Origin of the sequence: Ancylothrix sp. D3o (assembly GCF_025370775.1) — a bacterium.
Classification (GTDB): Bacteria; Cyanobacteriota; Cyanobacteriia; order Cyanobacteriales; family Oscillatoriaceae; genus Ancylothrix.
This window is the reverse complement of the sequence record NZ_JAMXEX010000015.1, coordinates 26,933-43,278: the sequence shown is the minus strand read 5'-3', so window position 1 is coordinate 43,278 and position 16,346 is coordinate 26,933. Positions and strand designations below refer to the sequence as shown.

Below are 16,346 nucleotides of genomic sequence, written 5' to 3'. Positions count from 1 at the left end.
GCTTTTTTGGAACAACTCACAAAAAACCCGAAACTCAAGCGATGCCTCTGTTATTGCTGAGCACTAAGGTAAGGTTGATAAATTCCAAAATTATCCAAAACTATTAAGCCGGAAGCACCATCAGCAAAGCATCCGATGAGGTTAAGCTCCCTCCTCGAATTGCTACGATGCTAAGGTGGAGTTCCACTTCCCCATACGAATATTAAGATACTACCCCTTGCACGATGAAATATGTATCAATCCTTACAAGACTCAGGAAGTTCGGCTAACCCATATCCAGAAACGGCCTCTCTAATTCTCATTGTGGATGATGATCCCTTTATCCGCCTACAACTGCGGCTATATTTACAGAAAGAAAAATACCAGGTGGCAGAAGCGAGTGATGGGGTGACAGCCCTAGAAGCATACGAAGAACTACATCCAGACCTTATCCTATTAGATGCAGTCATGCCCACGATGGATGGTTTTGCTTGTTGTAAAAAACTCTCCGCCATTCCTGAGAGTGAGCGCCCACCTATTTTGATGATTACAAGCTTAGAAGACCAAAAATCTGTCGATCAAGCTTTTGAAGCCGGTGCAGCAGATTATATTACTAAACCAATTCACTGGGCTGTTCTGCGACAGAGAATGCGGCGGTTGATTCAGCAATTCCACTTGCAAAAGCAACAAACCCTACTTTACAACCAACTAGAGGCCGCTAATCAACAATTAAAATACCTCGCATTAATTGACGGTTTAACTCACGTTGCGAACCGCCGTCAGTTTGACGAACAGCTAGAGCAGGAGTGGCGACGCATGATCAGGCAGCAAACTCCTTTGTCATTGATTTTGTGTGATATTGACTTCTTCAAACTTTACAACGATACTTATGGACACCAAGCAGGGGATGTATGCTTACAGCAAGTTGCAGCCGCTCTAAACCGCAGCATTAATCGATCTGGGGATTTAGTAGCGCGTTATGGAGGTGAAGAATTTGTAGTGATTTTAGCTGACACAGAGTTAGAGGGAGCCATCCACATCGTCAAAAAAATACAGGCTAACATCCAAGCTTTAGAAATAATCCATGAGACTTGTCCGAATCATTACATTACCCTCAGTTTCGGTATTAGCACGGTGATTCCTAGCCAAGGAACTTTGCCAGAAACTTTAATTGCTGCGGCAGATCAAGCGCTCTATCAGGCAAAAGCTCTAGGTCGAAATACTTTCTGTACAAAGGTTCATTCAATTAATAAATTAAACGGTTGATTCAAAACAAGAAAAACTATGCCTCTCCTGATTTGGAAATTTTTTTTGAGAGCAATTATTAATATTAGTGAAGGAGCTTAGAAAAGTGGCTGAGAAATCAAAGCGGTGCATAAATAAGGCTTGATTGCTCTTTTCAAACTAAAAGAAAGCGAGGCCAGATGTATAAAATTTTTTAAATCAACACCGATATCGATTCTATAGCTCATTTTAAAAAAAATTAAATCATATTCAACAAATAGCAAGACTAGGAGTTTATGAAAGAGGCTAGAGCAGTGCTTAATAAAAAATGGTTTGGTTTGTTCGCCCTTCTCACGGGTGTGGGTTTTCTGGGTAACTATTTCAGTTTGTCTCTTTTATTTGGGGTTGATTTCCTCTTTGGTAGCATTGCCACATTGACTATTACTTACTACTTCGGCTGGCTCTGGGGAGGTTTAGGCGCTCTAATAGCAGGTAGCTATACTTATTTTCTTTGGCATCATCCCTACGCCACCATCATCTTAGTAATTGAGGCTGTGTTTGTAGGTTTTTTTTGCAAGCGGAAACAGCCAAATATCCTGTTATTTGATGGGCTTTACTGGTTCTTAATTGGGATGCCTCTCGTTTGGCTTTTCTACGGTCAAATAATGCAGATGGAGGCGAATCAACTCATCCTTGTTATGTGCAAACAAGCAGTCAACGGCATTTTTAATGCTTTAGTTGCCAGTTTAATCATTTCTTATGCGCCGATTAATCGGTGGGTTCGCCATGCAAACCATCTTCATGCCCTTTCTTTACAACAAACTATTTTTCATCTGTTGATTGCTTTTGTCTTTATTCCAGGGCTACTTTTATTAGTTTTGGATGGTAGAGCCTTTGTTAACCAAATCCAAACGACCGTGCAAACGGAGTTACAAACAAGCGCACCCAATCTCTCAGGCGCAATATCCAGATGGCATCAGCGACACCTCGCAGCTTTGACGCAATTAGCTGAAAGAGCGCTCCTCTCTGAAGCCGCCACTGCTACTAATCCAGTGATTCAATCATCAGAGCAGCTACAACAAGACATTAGCCTGATCGAGCAGTTGTTTGCAGATTTCGACAAAATTTATGTTGCCAATTCATCTGGGATAATTTTAGCTGCCTCTTCTTCTTTAAATCAAACCCGTCAGCGGTTGATTGAACAAAACACCGAACATAAATCTTTAATAACCCAGGCTCAAGAGCGGTTAACACCTTGGATGACTCCTATCCACAAAGATTTATTAATAGACGAACCTCATGTAGGGTTGAATGTGCCCCTGCAAGTTAAAGGTAATTTTCTTGGGCTGATTCACGGTTCATTAGCGTTGAGCCAGATACAAAATCTATACATTTTCGACAGAAAAAATCAGCCCCTAAGCATTACATTGCTCGATCAAAACAACCAAGTTATTGCTAGTAATCACTCCGATCAAAAGCTTTTGAGCCGTGTTAAAAACTCAAAGGAGGGAAGCATCCACACCTTAGAGGGAAGCTTGCAGCAGTGGGTTCCTAGCAAGGGCAATAATCCGATGATGCGCTGGAAAAACTCTATATATATACAAGAGTTTAGTGTTAGCCCTGATTTGAACTGGAGATTACGCTTACAAATTCCAGCCGCTCCTTATATAGAAAATTTACAAAAGCGCTACAAAACCGACCTAATTATTCTTTTAGTCATCACAATGTTGGCATTTGTATTTGCTACGGTAGTTAGCAAACGACTGGTGCAGCCATTATCCTATTTAGCTCGTGCGACTACTGACTTACCGAACCAGCTTTCAGAAAAAACATTTGAATGGAAACATAGCTCTGTTACCGAAATCAATGACCTTGCTTATAATTTTCAATGGATGGCTATTGCACTCAACCAAAAGTTTACCGAAATTAGACACGCTAACGCTACATTAGAGCAGCGGGTTCAACAACGGACACAAAGATTATCGAGAATTAACCGCGATCTGAAAGCTGAAATTAAGAGACGTAAAAAAGCTGAAACTGAACTAAGAACAAGAGAGGCGGCGATACGAGATTTATATGAAGTCACTGCTGCCCCTAATCTTGATTTTGAACAGCGCTTACAAGCGCTGATTGACATGGGATGTCAGACTTTTGGGGTTGAATTCGGAATTTTAGCTCTCGTCCAAGATAACCGTTATGAAGTGATGGTTGCGCGATCACCGGGTCAAGTCTTGAAACCAGGGGAGAGCTTGGATATTAATCAAACATTGTGTGGCGAAGTTTTACATAGGGATGAGCCACTAAGCATCCACCATATAGGCACCTCCAAATGGCAAAACCATCCTGCCTATCTTGGCTTTAGGATGGAAGCTTATATTGGAATCCGAGTTTTAGTTCGAGGCAAAGTCTACAGTACGCTCAGCTTTTCTAGTACATCTCCCCGTGCAGACAGCTTTAAATCAGCCCATCGGGAATTGCTAAAGCTGATGGCTCAGTGGGTGGGTAGTGAAATCGAACAGCAGCAGGCACAAACAGCCCTACAAGCTAGTGAAGAGAGGTGGCAACTCGCGCTACGCGGCACCAATGAAGGGGTATGGGATTGGAATGTCAAAACCCATGAGGTATTTTTCTCTAGCCGCTGGAAACAAATGTTAGGTTACGAGGAGCATGAAATCTCAAATGACTTCGGCGAATGGAGCAAGCGAGTTCATCCAGATGATTTTGAGTGGGTGACGCAAGCGATTCAAGACCACTTTGAGGGAAAGACACCCTTCTACTGTGTAGATTATCGTCTACTTTGCAAGGATGGCAGTTACAAATGGATTCTGGGTCGAGGGCAAGCGCTTTCTGATGAAACAGGGGCGATTGTTCGGATGACGGGTTCTCACAGCGATATTACCGAGCGCAAAAACTTAGAGCAGGAAATTAAAGCCAGAGAGCAATTATTAAATGCTTTCTTTAACGGGGCTTCCTTAGCAGGAGTGGGGCTTTGCATTCACGATCAACACTTTCGATTTTTACAAATTAATGAGGCACTAGCTGAAATTAATGGTCATCCTGTGGAGGCTCACTTAGGCAAGGCAACTCAAGAGGTTCTAGGTGAGTTTGCCGGTGAAGTGAATGGGTTGTTACAACAGGTTTTAGGAACTGGCCAAGCTTCGATTAATTTAGAAATGAGTGGAGAACTACCAAGCCTGGCCGGTGTCAAGCGCCACTGGCTCGCTTCTCACTTCCCGATTTTTAAGGATGCCGGCCAGCCTATAGCAGTAGGGTGCATCCTCATTGACATTAGTGATCGAAAACGAGCCGAAGCGGAATTGCAACAAATGAGCGCGGCGCTAGAAAATGCCGTAGCAGGAATTTCTCGACTGGATACTGATGGACGCTATATCTCTGCCAATGTCACTTATGCGGCCATCTGCGGATATCAGCCAGAGGAAATGGTAGGGATGGCATGGCAAAAAACTGTTCATGCTGAAGATGTTCAGAAGATGGTGGCTGCTTATAGACAGATGTTGAGAGACGGCAGAGTCGAAGCCGAAGCTAGAGGGATGCGAAAAAATGGCTCTAGCTTTTATAAACAAGTTGTGATGGTTTCTGCTTATGACGAGCAAAATGTCTTTGTGGGGCACCACTGCTTTATGAAGGATATTACTGATCGCAAGCAGGCAGAACAAGCACTACAACGAGAATTAGAAAAAACTCTCCTGATTAAGCAAATTACCCAAGAAATTCGTCAAAGCCTCAATGCTCAGCAGATATTTGAAACGGCGGCTGTTCAGATTGGGCAAGCTTTTGGCGTCAGTCGCTGCTTAATTAGCACATACGAAGAAAACCCACAGCCTCATTTTCCTGTAGTTGCAGAGTATGTAGCACTGGGATCTTCCCCCAGCGCGGAGGTTGACCTTCTGGCAACCAGTCCTGGCTATACAGAAAAGTTGATGACTCAAGATAAAGCGATAGCCTCCCCGGATGTCTATTGCGATTCATTGCTCGTCGGGGATCAGCGAATTTGTACCAAGCTCAATTTGAGATCCGCCTTAGCAGTGAGGACTTCTTACCAAGGAGAGCCGAATGGCGCTATTAGTTTGCACCAGTGTGATCGCTACCGTCGTTGGAGCGCCGATCAAGTCGAATTACTAGAATCCGTCGCCGATCAAGTAGGTATTGCCCTCGCTCAAGCCAAATTATTAGAGCAAGAAACTCGACAGCGAGAAGAATTAACTCTCAAAAACAGAGCTTTGGAGCAAACTAGACGGGAAGCAGAAGCGGCGAACCGAGCGAAAAGTGATTTTCTGGCGATGATGAGCCATGAAATTCGCACTCCCATGAATGCGGTTATTGGAATGACGGGACTATTACTCGATACAGCACTCAGCGCTCAACAGCGAGACTTTATTGAGACGATTCGTAGTAGTGGCGACACCCTCCTGAGCATCATTAACGATATTCTTGACTTTTCCAAAATTGAGTCTGGGAAGCTGGAGTTAGAAATGCACCCCTTGAACTTAAGGGACAGTATAGAAGGGGCCATCGACTTAGTTGCCGTTAAAGCATCTGAAAAGGAAATTGAGTTAGGCTACCTGATTCACCCTCAGACTCCGATCTCGATTGTGGGTGATATAACTCGTCTGCGTCAGATTATAGTTAATTTGCTCAACAATGCGATTAAATTTACTGAAACTGGGGAAGTTACTATTTCGGTAGAAGCCTCTCTAATTGACTCTGACAAAACGATTTCCGAGACAGAAAACTCGCTTGAAAAGTTATATGAAATTCAGTTTGCCATTCAAGATACAGGCATTGGTATTCCAGCAGACCGCCTTGATCGACTCTTCAAGTCTTTTAGTCAAGTAGATACTTCCACGACTCGCCAGTATGGAGGGACTGGTTTAGGTCTGGCGATTAGTAAGCGACTTAGTGAAATGATGAACGGCATGATTTGGGTTGAGAGCGGAGGTAACGTCGGAGGAAGACCTACAGCAAAATGGCTTGCCACTAAGCCTCATCAAGTCACAAGGGGTTCCACTTTCTACTTCACGATTGTAGCCCCTGCTGTTGCTGCTGACTTGAGCGAAAAAATTGAAATGCTACCAGAACTATCTGGCAAGCGTTTATTAATTGTGGATGACCAGCCTACTAACCGGCAAATTCTGACGCTGCAAGCTGAGACTTGGGGGATGGAGACTCGCGCTGCTCAATCGGCCTCCGAAGCGCTCAACTGGCTTGAGAATGGAGAAACGTTTGATATGGCTATTTTAGATATGCAAATGCCTAAGATGGACGGTCTTACGCTTGCCGCACGAATCCACCAAAATCCTAAGTTTCATCGTTTACCTTTGGTGATGTTGACTTCTATAGGCAAACCAGAAGCGAGTTCTTCAGAAATATTGGCCCACTTTGCGGCTTGTTTAACTAAACCCATCAAACAATCCCAGCTTTATGAAGTGCTTACTCAGGTGCTACAGGCTCAACCGACAAAAGTTAAACAACAGCCTCCTACCGCTGTTCAGGATGATGTTAAATTGGCTGAGAGATTTCCACTGCGAATTCTGTTAGCAGAGGATCATTTAGTTAATCAAAAGGTTGCTCTGCTTCTGTTGGAGCGTTTGGGGTATCGGGCGGATGTTGTTGCGAATGGATTAGAAGCTTTGGAAGCTCTGCGTCGCCAGCCGTATGATCTAGTGCTGATGGATGTACAGATGCCAGAAATGGATGGGTTAGAAGCCAGCCGTCGTATTTGCCAGGAGTGGCCTGCTGATGCTCGTCCCTGGATTATTGCAATGACGGCGAATGCTATGCAGGGTGATCGCCTGGTTTGTCTTGATGCAGGTATGAATGATTATGTAAGTAAACCCATCCGTCTAGAGGCTCTGATCGAAGCGCTGAGCCAATGCCGAACAAGCCGCAAAGAACTACAACCCCAGAAGGTTGAATTAGATACTAATCAGCCAGAAGTTGAGATGCCGGCGGTTAATCTTGCAGAACTGCAAGCTTTCTGTAGAGCGATTGATGAAGATTCAACTAAAATTTTGCTGTTGCTGACAAACTGCTACTTTGAGGAGGTGCCAAAGTTGCTACAAGCTATGAGTTCTGCAATAGCTCAAGCTGATGCTCAAGCCTTAAAGCGAGCTGCTCATACTCTCAGAGGCAGTAGTGCAAACTTGAGTGCGGCTCATCTTGCTCAGCTTTGTGGCCGGTTAGAAGCCATAAGTGGTGATGGTGAATTAGATCAAGCTTCTCTTTTATTTGCTGAAATCGAGGCTGAGTATGGGCGTGTTAAGAATACTCTGGCTCAAGAATTATAAACAAAGAAGCGATGCCCAGCCGAAAATTTTAAACAACCCCCACCGGTCTTGGGTAAGGGTTACAGCGATTAGTTGCAATAAAATTTTACTTTATTGTGGTTGTCTGGACTCAATGGCCGTAGGGGGAATTTTGGTTGATTCCGCTAGAACAAATTCTGGAGCGTGTTAACTTGGCAGGCAGATGGTAGTTTGAGGCCCATATTAAATTAAAGGCCGGTGGTTGCATTTTGCCTAGGCGAGAACCGATGAATGCCGGTAATTCTGGCTAGTTTGTCTCTTAGTTCGGTATGTGGGAAGGATAGCACGTTTATACCGGAAGGCATTCATGCAAGTGGCTTGCGTTATCATAGAATAGCTATAGCTTTAGTAAAAAAATCTGTGGTTGGTTAAAACAAATGTTCGCTGATTTTTTGCAACTTTCTTGTAAACCTTCAGCGCCAGGTAATTCCAGTTCGCTTTGAGCAAGGGAAAACGGCAATTGCAAGTGCCTATATTCACTACTTTCCCGATAGCTTGGTATCCAACGAATCCCCGATTTTGTTACTCCCCGGATTTGATAGTTCCCTGCTAGAATTTCGGCATTTGCTTCCTTTATTAGCAACTAATCGAGAGATTTGGGCATTGGATTTATTCGGCTTCGGATTTACGGAATATCTCCCTACTATTGCAGTCAATCCTTACAACATCCGTCAGCATCTGTTGAGCATTTTAAAAAGCTGGATTACTCGACCTATCATTTTAGTTTGTGCTTCTTTAGGAGGTGCAGTTGCGCTTGATTTTGCTTTGCATCATCCCAGAAGTGTTGAATGTTAAGAACGAGGTGAAAAAAAGCGCCTAAAATATGGTAAATTTTGGGGAAACAATTAAAACAAATAATTGATAATGATTGTAACCTCATTTCCGCAAATTGTCAAAGACATCCTCAAAACTTTACCTAAAAAGGATTATCCTGTTTTGAACAGCCGCCTGTACGTTGAGTGTTGGTTGGCTTATGCCCAGGGTAATAGCTCGCGCCAGTATGAGGGACTTATTTAACCTTTTAAATAATACAGGGATTGACGTAAGAATTTCAACATTTTCCAAGGCCAACAATCACAGAAGCCATGAAATATTTAAGAAAATTTATGCTCAACTGAATCGGTTAGTCCAGAAAAAAGTTCCTACTAAATTCCGGGATAAATACGCTATATGTCCAATTGATTCAACCGTCATTACCTTAACGAGTAAATTACTATGGAGTCTAGGATATCATCAAGTAAAACTTTTTAGTTCTCTAAATTTGTCCAAGGGAAGTTTAGAAGAGAGCTTGGTAAATTTTGGAGATACACATGATTATAAATTTGGCTCAAAAATGATATCTGAATTACCTCCAAATGTAGAGACGTTCTGGCAGAACGTCTGTACTCGGTGTAATGGATAGAGGATTTGCCGGACTAGATTTAATAGAATTCGCAGTCCAAAAAGATAAATATTTTGTCCTGCGAATTCAAAAGAATTGGAAACTCGAATTTGACGAAGAAACTGGATTAATAAAAATTGGCTCATCTTCTGAAGCTCACTCTTATAGAGTTGTGAATTTTTGCGATGTAGAAACTAAAACAGAATTTCGCTTAGTCACTAATTTACCTAGAGATGGTGAGGCGGCAATTAGCGATGATGAAATCAGAGATATTTATCGCTTACGTTGGGGAGTTGAATTCAGGATGGAAGTTTTTAAAAATGCACCTAAAATTGGATAGACTAATCAGCAAAAATGTCAATGGGATTGGCATACAAATTTATGCTAGTCTCATAGCCTATCTGATTTTACAACTTGTATCGATTCCCCAAGAATGGGGTAATAAAATGTTAGAGAAATTCCGCTATTTACAGGCTTGTATGTGCCAAAAAATTAGTTATGTCCATTGGATGGAAGATATTATGCGATGTTGACATTTTAACCCTTAATAAGAGTCTTATCATCATTTATGTAAAGTTTTGTAACGACATTCAACATTTCTGCGTTAAGGTATGCCAGAGGATGAAACTATAAGCACAAAACACCAAAATTAAATGCCTTTTTAGGCTGCGTTTATCTCGGACTTGATATTCCTTTAGCCCTAACCATCACGAGCTCTTACCGATAGAAAACTTCAATGCAATTTCTTTGTGAATAGGTTTTTACTACCCATTATTGTGTGGCAATTAATGAGTCAAAATTGGTGATTAAGTAATCAATTTCAGTTGCTTCCTCGAAAGTCTCTGCATTCATTACGATAGCGATTACTTTCTTGCCTGCTAACTTTGATAGCTCTATTTCTCTTGTTGCTACCCACACACTTCTCGCTTTTTCAGGAGATAGTTCAATCTTCGTGAAAGCTTCTGAGGGCAACGATGCAGCTAACTAAGCTACTGTGAGAGATTCTTTTTCCCCGTTGCCTTTTTCAATTATTACTTTACGGTTTTTGGCAATTCCTCCCATATATTTTAATTCTCTTTTTTCTAATTCTTGTAAAAAGCTTGTATTATTTCCATACCCTCCATCAACTAGCACTATTCCAGGTTTATATCCTCTCGCTAAACTTTTGTCTATTAACTTAGCGGGCTAGTTCGGGTTTCTTTTTAAATTCTGGGTCGGACTTGCCTTGGGGTAATGAGTCGGCTTTTTGATATAATTCTATATCTAAGGGTAGACTTTTTACTCCATCATATAGATGGCTAGTCACTATAACTACTCCGTTGTCTGTTTTTCCGATTTCTCCTATGTATTGCCTTCCCACGACCTCTGTAAAATTACCACTTTTGCGGTGTCCAGAATCATCAATAATTAGGCTAAAGCCTCGATTAATCTTGGTTTGCCTACACTGATCCATTACCAAAAGACGGCGTTGATTTAGTTCCGTTGCACTCCAAGGGGCCTCCGTTAAAAAAGGGTGTAACTTGTGGTAAGTCACTCCTAGACTGTTTGCTGCCATTTGGGAAAGGCTTCGCCGTGAGCGTCAGCCGAACGGTTTTTTCGCTCACTTTCGCCCAATAATCCGCCTAAATAGTTCATTCAGTCCCGTTTTTGGGCCTTATGACCAAAGATATCGTCAAATCTTTTGCACCATCTATCAAAGCAGGGTGGCATGGCAGCGGGGGTGGTTTCTTTCATCGTTCCTGGTTTAACCTTATCTCTCTGCTCTTCAAGCATTATAGCTTGTTTTGCTCTTTTTTTTTGTTTAAGTACCGCTAAGCATAGACCTATAGACGACAGGTTTAATGATGTTGAAAGTTATCTTTCTAGCACTACTAACTTTCATGTAAGAAAATCATCGTTTTGTGATAGTGGTGCTGATTTTCTTGATGAGTTCAAATAGAGGTAAAACTATGTATCTTCACAACCCGCCACCATCCTTACCAACCGCGTTAAGCTGGCAAACTCCTATAAACATTCCCCAAGCAACAGCAGCAGCAGTGTTTGCGGCGGCAAATGCTAACAGAAAAGCTTTAATTATTAATAATCGCAGTGATGCTGATTTATTTGTTAGGTTTGCCCCTGTTGCAACACCTGCCAGCCCCACTTATTACGATTATTATGTTCCCCCTAGGCAGACTCATAAGCTTTATTTACCAGAGACTCCAACGACTGCCATAAACTGTGTTTTTTCTAATGCAGTGGGTGGGGGGAGTGCTACATTTGCGAAGGCTCAATAATGATTCAACAATATGGGCATAGCACACCAATCCCTGAGAATCAAATAGATCCGGCTATTGCTAGAGATAGTGAGTTAACGTGGGAAAGGATTACAAATAAACCCGCAACTTACCCATCGGCAACGCATGATCACTACACGAGCCAATGGACAAACCCAGTTTATAACACTGGATGGAGCGCTGGCTCGAACCCTCTATCCTTAAGACGTAGTAACACTGGGGTGTTTATTTGTGGTGCTGCCAAAATAACTTTTCAGGCGGGAATGGGGCAATTTCTCCCAATATTTACGTTACCTAATAGTTGGCGACCATCTGGCATACGCTACGCACCCATTATTATGAATTATCCAAATACGGTTAATAATTCTTTTGCTCAATTTTTCTCGACTGGAGAGTGTTATACTTTTCTCCCTACGTTAACTTCTGTTCCAGAAATCAGTGCTTGGTTTGAGATTTTTCTTGCACTTTAACTTTCTGTTAATTTCGATGTTTTACTGAAATTTATTTATAGACAACCATGCACCCAACCAAACTCGAATTAACCGACGAAATCATCAAACAGATAAGCACTCTTGACAATTGGTATTGTCTCGATTTGATTAAGAAGGCAGTAGATGCCGAAATTCTCATCACTTCTGACCGGCCAAAATCTGATGAGTTATTCAATGACCTAGAGTAAGCGCCGGTTGATATCTCGACCTTTGGGAGAATCAATTGGCCCGCCGGCATCCGTAGAGCAAACTTTTATTCTTGTTGGGGATTTGTTACATCAGGAAATGCCGGGATGGAAAGCTGCGATCACTTCTTTTACTAAAAGTGGGGGGTATGCTAGTTTGAGGGAGCGCATTGCTGGGGTAAAACATCCCACCCTGATTTTTTGGGGAGAAGCTGATGATGTATTGGGAATAGAGGATGCGAGAAAGTTTGAACAGGCGATTTTAAACAGCCAGCTTATATGGATTCCTAAAGCGGGTCACGCACCACATTTCGAGCGACCTTAGCCAGTGGCAAAGCATTTGCTAGAATTTGTGCAACATGGCGAAAATTTACGCTGATTTTTTGTAGACACAAATTCAATCTTGATGTAGCCTTTTTGACAGTATTTTGTCCTTTTTCATAAAGCTTTCCTTCTGGGCTCTTAAATAATGCAATATTTTGATTTAAAAGATATCATTAATGAGTTGCTACAATCATAAGCCGTGACTCAGGGAAAAAACAAGCTTCTCGAACAAACAGTAAACAAGTTCATTGAGATGGTATTGTCGAAGTTGATCGATGCAGAACACCTGCAAGTTCGGGTAAAAGCCAATCTCAAGGATTTGTTAGCTGGTAAATTAGATGCTCTCAATATTGAGATATTCGGCTTTCTGCTGCGACGCCATCTCCGAGTCGCAGAATTTCAGTTTGATATCGGTGCTTCTGCTGTTAATCTTCAAAGCGTTAGGCATGGCAAAATTGAACTATTGCATCCCGCCGAAGGCTCAGTCCGAATGGCGATTACTCAAGAACAATTGACGGCTTTTCTTAATGCTGAATTACCATTTATATGCAAAAACCAGCCGAGGGAAGTTCAGCTTCAACAGGTAAAGTGTGAGTTTAGAGAAAGTGGCGTGATCGCCGTTCATGTTTGCTGGATTAATGGTAAAGAGAATAACTACCAAACTTGCAATAGTCTTCCTCAAATTGAGAGAAATGCCAGTGCAGTTATTCTAGCTCACCAAAATAATGAAGCAAATAAAATCCCAGATGAATATGTCAATGCTATACTCGCGCAAGTAAGCGAGATTTTAAGCTTTTATGATGTTGCGAATCGTGGTACTACTTTCTACATTCAACAAATTAATGTTAAAGCAAATAAAATCATCGTCCAAGCTAATGCCTACATCAAGCAATTTCCGTCAAATTAAATTAATTTATCACCTTAATACTAACCGAACAAGATAAAAACGCTTGAGTGCAGTTTTTTATGGCGTAAACCATCAACTAACTTTATACTAGGTTGACCCCTTTCTCGCTTAAGCTTTAAAATGTTTTTAGTGCGATAGGTAATAAATTATGAGCAAACCACTGGAAGATAAAATAGCATTAGTCACGGGTGCAACGCGAGGTCTAGGCAAAGGAATTGCTGTCGGGCTGGGTGAAGCTGGTGCTACTGTATATATTACAGGTCGCACTTTAGAGTCTGATAATAGTTTTGGCAGCCTGCGAGAAACTGAATTAGCTGTTACCGCCGCCGGTGGAATTTGCATACCCATTCAAGTAGATCATAGCGACGATGAACAAGTGCGTTTATTATTCGAGCGCATTCAAAATGAGCAGGGCAAACTTGATATATTGGTGAACAATGTTTATTCAGGAGTACAAGCATTAACAGATGCTTCTGGCAAAGGTTTTTGGGAAGAAGAATCAAATTTTTGGGATGCTTGTAATAATGTGGGATTGCGTAGTCATTATGTAGCCAGTGTTTTTGCGGCTAGAATGATGACGCAACACCGGCAGGGATTGATTTGCACCATTTCTTCTTGGGGTGGTTTGTCTTACATTTTTGGCGTGCCCTACACTGTGGGTAAAGCCGCTTGTGATCGCCTAGCCGCAGATATGGCGATAGAATTAAAGCCACATCATGTTACGTCACTTTCTATTTGGCCGGGAATTGTTGGCACCGAACATATCACTCGTTTAGCCGCTCAAATGAGGGAAAATGAGGCAACAGACCCACAAAGTTCTGTGTTTAGGGAGGGGTACAATTGGGAAACTCCTTTGCTGACAGGGCGGGTAATTGCGGCACTGGCAGCAGATCCGACTGTTATGGATCGCACGGGGAAAGTGCAGATTGTGGCTGAATTAGCTCAACATTATGGATTAGTAGACGAAAATGGCGAGCGGCCTGTATCTTTGCGGTCACTAAAATTTCTTATCCCCTCTGCCATACCGGCACTGCGAAAATACTCATGGCTAATTCCGAATATTAATATACCTTGGTCACTGTTATTATTAACTACTCTGAGATCGCCAAAAGTTTAGTTTAGTTTGAGTAACCAAATTTATTAAGCGAACAAATACCCAATTCAATCAATGTCTTAATATCCACCGGCCCCAAAGAATTCGCCTGTCGCACCCCATCCACCGGCCTCCCTGCATCCACCGGCACCCGAAGATCCCTGGCCCTTCTACAGAAGCCGGATCTATCACATTTACCGGCCCCCGTGAATCCAAATAAGCTTTTAGCTAACTGTTGAGTGGCTTGCGGATCTTTGGGTAAAGGGGGCCGGTGATGGCTCGCATTATTTGGAGTTAGTTGGGTGGCCGGTGGTGGAAATTGGTCTAGGGAAGTGTCCATGAATGCCGGTGCAGCAATTTGTCCACGTCTATTTTGATGCCGATGGGATAAGATATGGGCCGGTGTTCCCCAGGGGTGGCAATAATGTGTATTTTGTTTGAGCCGGTCTGAGAGGCGATTAGATGAAGCATTTGCTCGCGTGACACCGGCCCCTTTATGTTCAACAGCCTGTTATGGCAGGGGTGATGTATTTCGTCTAAATGTCGCGTTCCGAGAGTTGCTTTTTATCCATCTCCCCCTCTTCTTCCAGCCATTTGATTTTAATTTTATAATAACCTATACCTTTAAATTTTATTGAGAAAAGCTAAGTGGGTAGTAAAAGTTGGGCCGATGTTAGTTTATGAAATCAGCCTAAAGCAGATAGTAGAAAAGACTTTAAGAAAATTTCAAAAAATCAATTTAATTGAATTTTATTTAACTAATTTATTAACAAAGGTGTACAAATTATACGCTTTTTTCAAATAAATTCATATCTAATGAACCTCATCAGGGCTTCCAATATCAATTAATACGATTACCTCGTTTCCCGTTTCTGCATCTTTTTAAAAAGCAAAAATAATTCGGCAATCATAACTAACCGAACAAGACCATAACCCCTCTAGTTCGTTAATTTGTGAGACTTTAAAGAGGGGTGAAAAAATCATCACTTAACAACTCTAAAACCACTAATATTTTATCTTGCAACTGAGGATTTTTCTTAACCAATCGCTTAAAAGCTATTTTAAAACTCGCATCTGTTGTTAAAATCATTCCTCGTCCTCTGCCAACAAATACGACTTCAAATCCTCAAAGTTCCCTTTCATCGCTGTTCCCGCGTCTACAGCCTTGAAAATTTCTTGAGCATTAGCTGCAATTTCAGAGCGACGATTTTCAATTCGCCGCTTACGGATTAACTCAAACAAATATTCCTGCTCTTCAACCGGCAAAGTCTCAATGGAATCAATTATTTCTTGAAAAGTCATTACACAACCTCCGTAACTATTGGATGAATAAAATAATTAACGATTCAAAAGTTGATTGAAAATTCGTGTTGAGTTTTCAAATATTTCTACTCGAATTGTGTTAGGATCAGACCGTTGGAAACTGACAGCATATACTACTTCACCATTTTTGAATCTGTACTGCGGTCGATCTACAGTCCCGGCAATTTGCGAAGACATAAGTTCAATTTTATCCCCAGTAATCCGGTTAGTTCCTCGATAAACATATAGTCCTGGCTCCCACTGGCTAAGCTCAACTTTCCAATCATCGTTATAAAAAGTACCTTTTAAGATGGGGCAATTGTTAATCTCATCGTCATACCGGATGCGACTATTGAAAAATACCGTCATTTTGCATGGTTCCGCTTGCGCTAACTGCACAGGTTGGGATAGAGAAATCATTAAGGGTATAAGCATAAGTTTGGAAGATAAAGCTGTTCAGGAATATGTAAACTGCACAAACATTCGATGAAAATTCATCAAATCTCGAAGTTTAGATAGGATATGGGATAGGTCAACAATAATAACTTTTGCCTTGGGTAGCGCACCGGCCACTAATATCTAGTAGTTCTCTCTAGTAGTCTAAGATTCCACATTACCCCAGGAACTAAAAAACCGACACTTTACGGAGCGCTGGTTTGTAGGGTTTTGTAGTTGAGTTATCAAGGTAAAATGGGGGTATCAAGTTGCCCTCAGTAGAGGATTAAAGTGCGGAATCAATTCCTGATAAAGTTACTCTATTGAAGCCTGGAATCTCCCCAGATTTTGGATTTTTCCAGAACGAATCGCACTGGCGCGTATCTCAGCTTTACCCCGAATAGGCTGTAACAGTTAACTGTG

At 41.8% G+C, this 16,346-nt stretch carries 14 protein-coding genes and 2 pseudogenes; 10 read left to right on the top strand and 6 right to left on the bottom strand.

What is annotated here, in order from left to right:
• Positions 1–231 precede the first annotated feature (231 nt).
• The 4 genes and pseudogenes from NG798_RS20735 to NG798_RS20720 all read left to right on the top strand — a co-directional run bounded on the left by NG798_RS20735 (position 232) and on the right by NG798_RS20720 (position 9,443).
• On the top strand, positions 232–1,245 hold the full coding sequence (locus NG798_RS20735; RefSeq protein WP_261225611.1) for a PleD family two-component system response regulator: 1,014 nt from the start codon (positions 232–234) through the stop codon (positions 1,243–1,245).
• 254 nt (positions 1,246–1,499) lie between these two features.
• On the top strand, positions 1,500–7,511 hold the full coding sequence (locus NG798_RS20730; RefSeq protein WP_261225610.1) for a response regulator: 6,012 nt from the start codon (positions 1,500–1,502) through the stop codon (positions 7,509–7,511).
• Positions 7,512–8,048: 537 nt separating this feature from the next.
• Positions 8,049–8,324 (top strand): alpha/beta fold hydrolase, encoded by a 276-nt coding sequence (locus NG798_RS20725; protein WP_261225609.1) that lies wholly within the window; start codon positions 8,049–8,051, stop codon positions 8,322–8,324.
• 69 nt (positions 8,325–8,393) lie between these two features.
• Positions 8,394–9,443, top strand: a pseudogene (locus NG798_RS20720) (IS4 family transposase).
• Positions 9,444–9,512: 69 nt separating this feature from the next.
• On the opposite strand, the pseudogene NG798_RS20715 reads toward NG798_RS20720, so the two are convergent.
• Positions 9,513–10,644, bottom strand: a pseudogene (locus NG798_RS20715) (IS701 family transposase); the annotation flags it as partial.
• Between the two features lie 215 nt (positions 10,645–10,859).
• On the opposite strand from NG798_RS20715, the gene NG798_RS20710 reads away from it, so the two are divergent.
• From NG798_RS20710 to NG798_RS20685, 6 genes are all read left to right on the top strand, one after another.
• Positions 10,860–11,186, top strand: coding sequence for a hypothetical protein (locus tag NG798_RS20710; RefSeq protein ID WP_261225608.1), 327 nt, complete (start codon positions 10,860–10,862; stop codon positions 11,184–11,186).
• Positions 11,186–11,656 carry a hypothetical protein gene (locus tag NG798_RS20705; protein WP_261225607.1) on the top strand — a complete coding sequence of 157 codons (471 nt, stop codon included), beginning with the start codon at positions 11,186–11,188 and terminating at the stop codon, positions 11,654–11,656. The genes NG798_RS20710 and NG798_RS20705 overlap by 1 nt, the downstream gene beginning before the upstream one ends.
• Before the next feature lie 47 nt (positions 11,657–11,703).
• Positions 11,704–11,865: a hypothetical protein gene (locus NG798_RS20700; RefSeq protein WP_261225606.1), complete on the top strand. Its 162-nt coding sequence runs from the start codon at positions 11,704–11,706 to the stop codon at positions 11,863–11,865.
• 7 nt (positions 11,866–11,872) lie between these two features.
• Positions 11,873–12,187 carry an alpha/beta fold hydrolase gene (locus NG798_RS20695; RefSeq protein ID WP_261225605.1) on the top strand — a complete coding sequence of 105 codons (315 nt, stop codon included), beginning with the start codon at positions 11,873–11,875 and terminating at the stop codon, positions 12,185–12,187.
• A 198-nt stretch (positions 12,188–12,385) separates the two neighbouring features.
• Complete coding sequence (locus tag NG798_RS20690; RefSeq protein WP_375338988.1) at positions 12,386–13,093, top strand: DUF2993 domain-containing protein; 708 nt, start codon at positions 12,386–12,388, stop codon at positions 13,091–13,093.
• A gap of 148 nt (positions 13,094–13,241) precedes the next feature.
• The gene (locus NG798_RS20685) at positions 13,242–14,210 is read left to right on the top strand and encodes an SDR family NAD(P)-dependent oxidoreductase (RefSeq protein WP_261225603.1); all 969 of its coding nucleotides are present in this window, start codon (positions 13,242–13,244) and stop codon (positions 14,208–14,210) included.
• A 1-nt stretch (position 14,211) separates the two neighbouring features.
• On the opposite strand, the gene NG798_RS20680 is transcribed toward NG798_RS20685, so the two are convergent.
• The 5 genes from NG798_RS20680 to NG798_RS20660 form a co-directional block, all read right to left on the bottom strand.
• A complete protein-coding gene (locus tag NG798_RS20680; protein ID WP_261225602.1) occupies positions 14,212–14,526 on the bottom strand; it encodes a hypothetical protein in 315 nt (104 codons plus the stop codon).
• Positions 14,511–14,657, bottom strand: a complete 147-nt coding sequence (locus NG798_RS20675; protein ID WP_261225601.1) for a hypothetical protein — start codon at positions 14,655–14,657, stop codon at positions 14,511–14,513. Before NG798_RS20675 ends, NG798_RS20680 begins: the two co-directional genes overlap by 16 nt.
• A 490-nt stretch (positions 14,658–15,147) precedes the next feature.
• Positions 15,148–15,276: a hypothetical protein gene (locus tag NG798_RS20670; protein WP_261225600.1), complete on the bottom strand. Its 129-nt coding sequence runs from the start codon at positions 15,274–15,276 to the stop codon at positions 15,148–15,150.
• Positions 15,273–15,488 (bottom strand): hypothetical protein, encoded by a 216-nt coding sequence (locus tag NG798_RS20665; protein ID WP_261225599.1) that lies wholly within the window; start codon positions 15,486–15,488, stop codon positions 15,273–15,275. Before NG798_RS20665 ends, NG798_RS20670 begins: the two co-directional genes overlap by 4 nt.
• A gap of 36 nt (positions 15,489–15,524) precedes the next feature.
• Positions 15,525–15,923 (bottom strand): hypothetical protein, encoded by a 399-nt coding sequence (locus tag NG798_RS20660; protein ID WP_261225598.1) that lies wholly within the window; start codon positions 15,921–15,923, stop codon positions 15,525–15,527.
• Between the last annotated feature and the right edge of the window lie 423 nt (positions 15,924–16,346).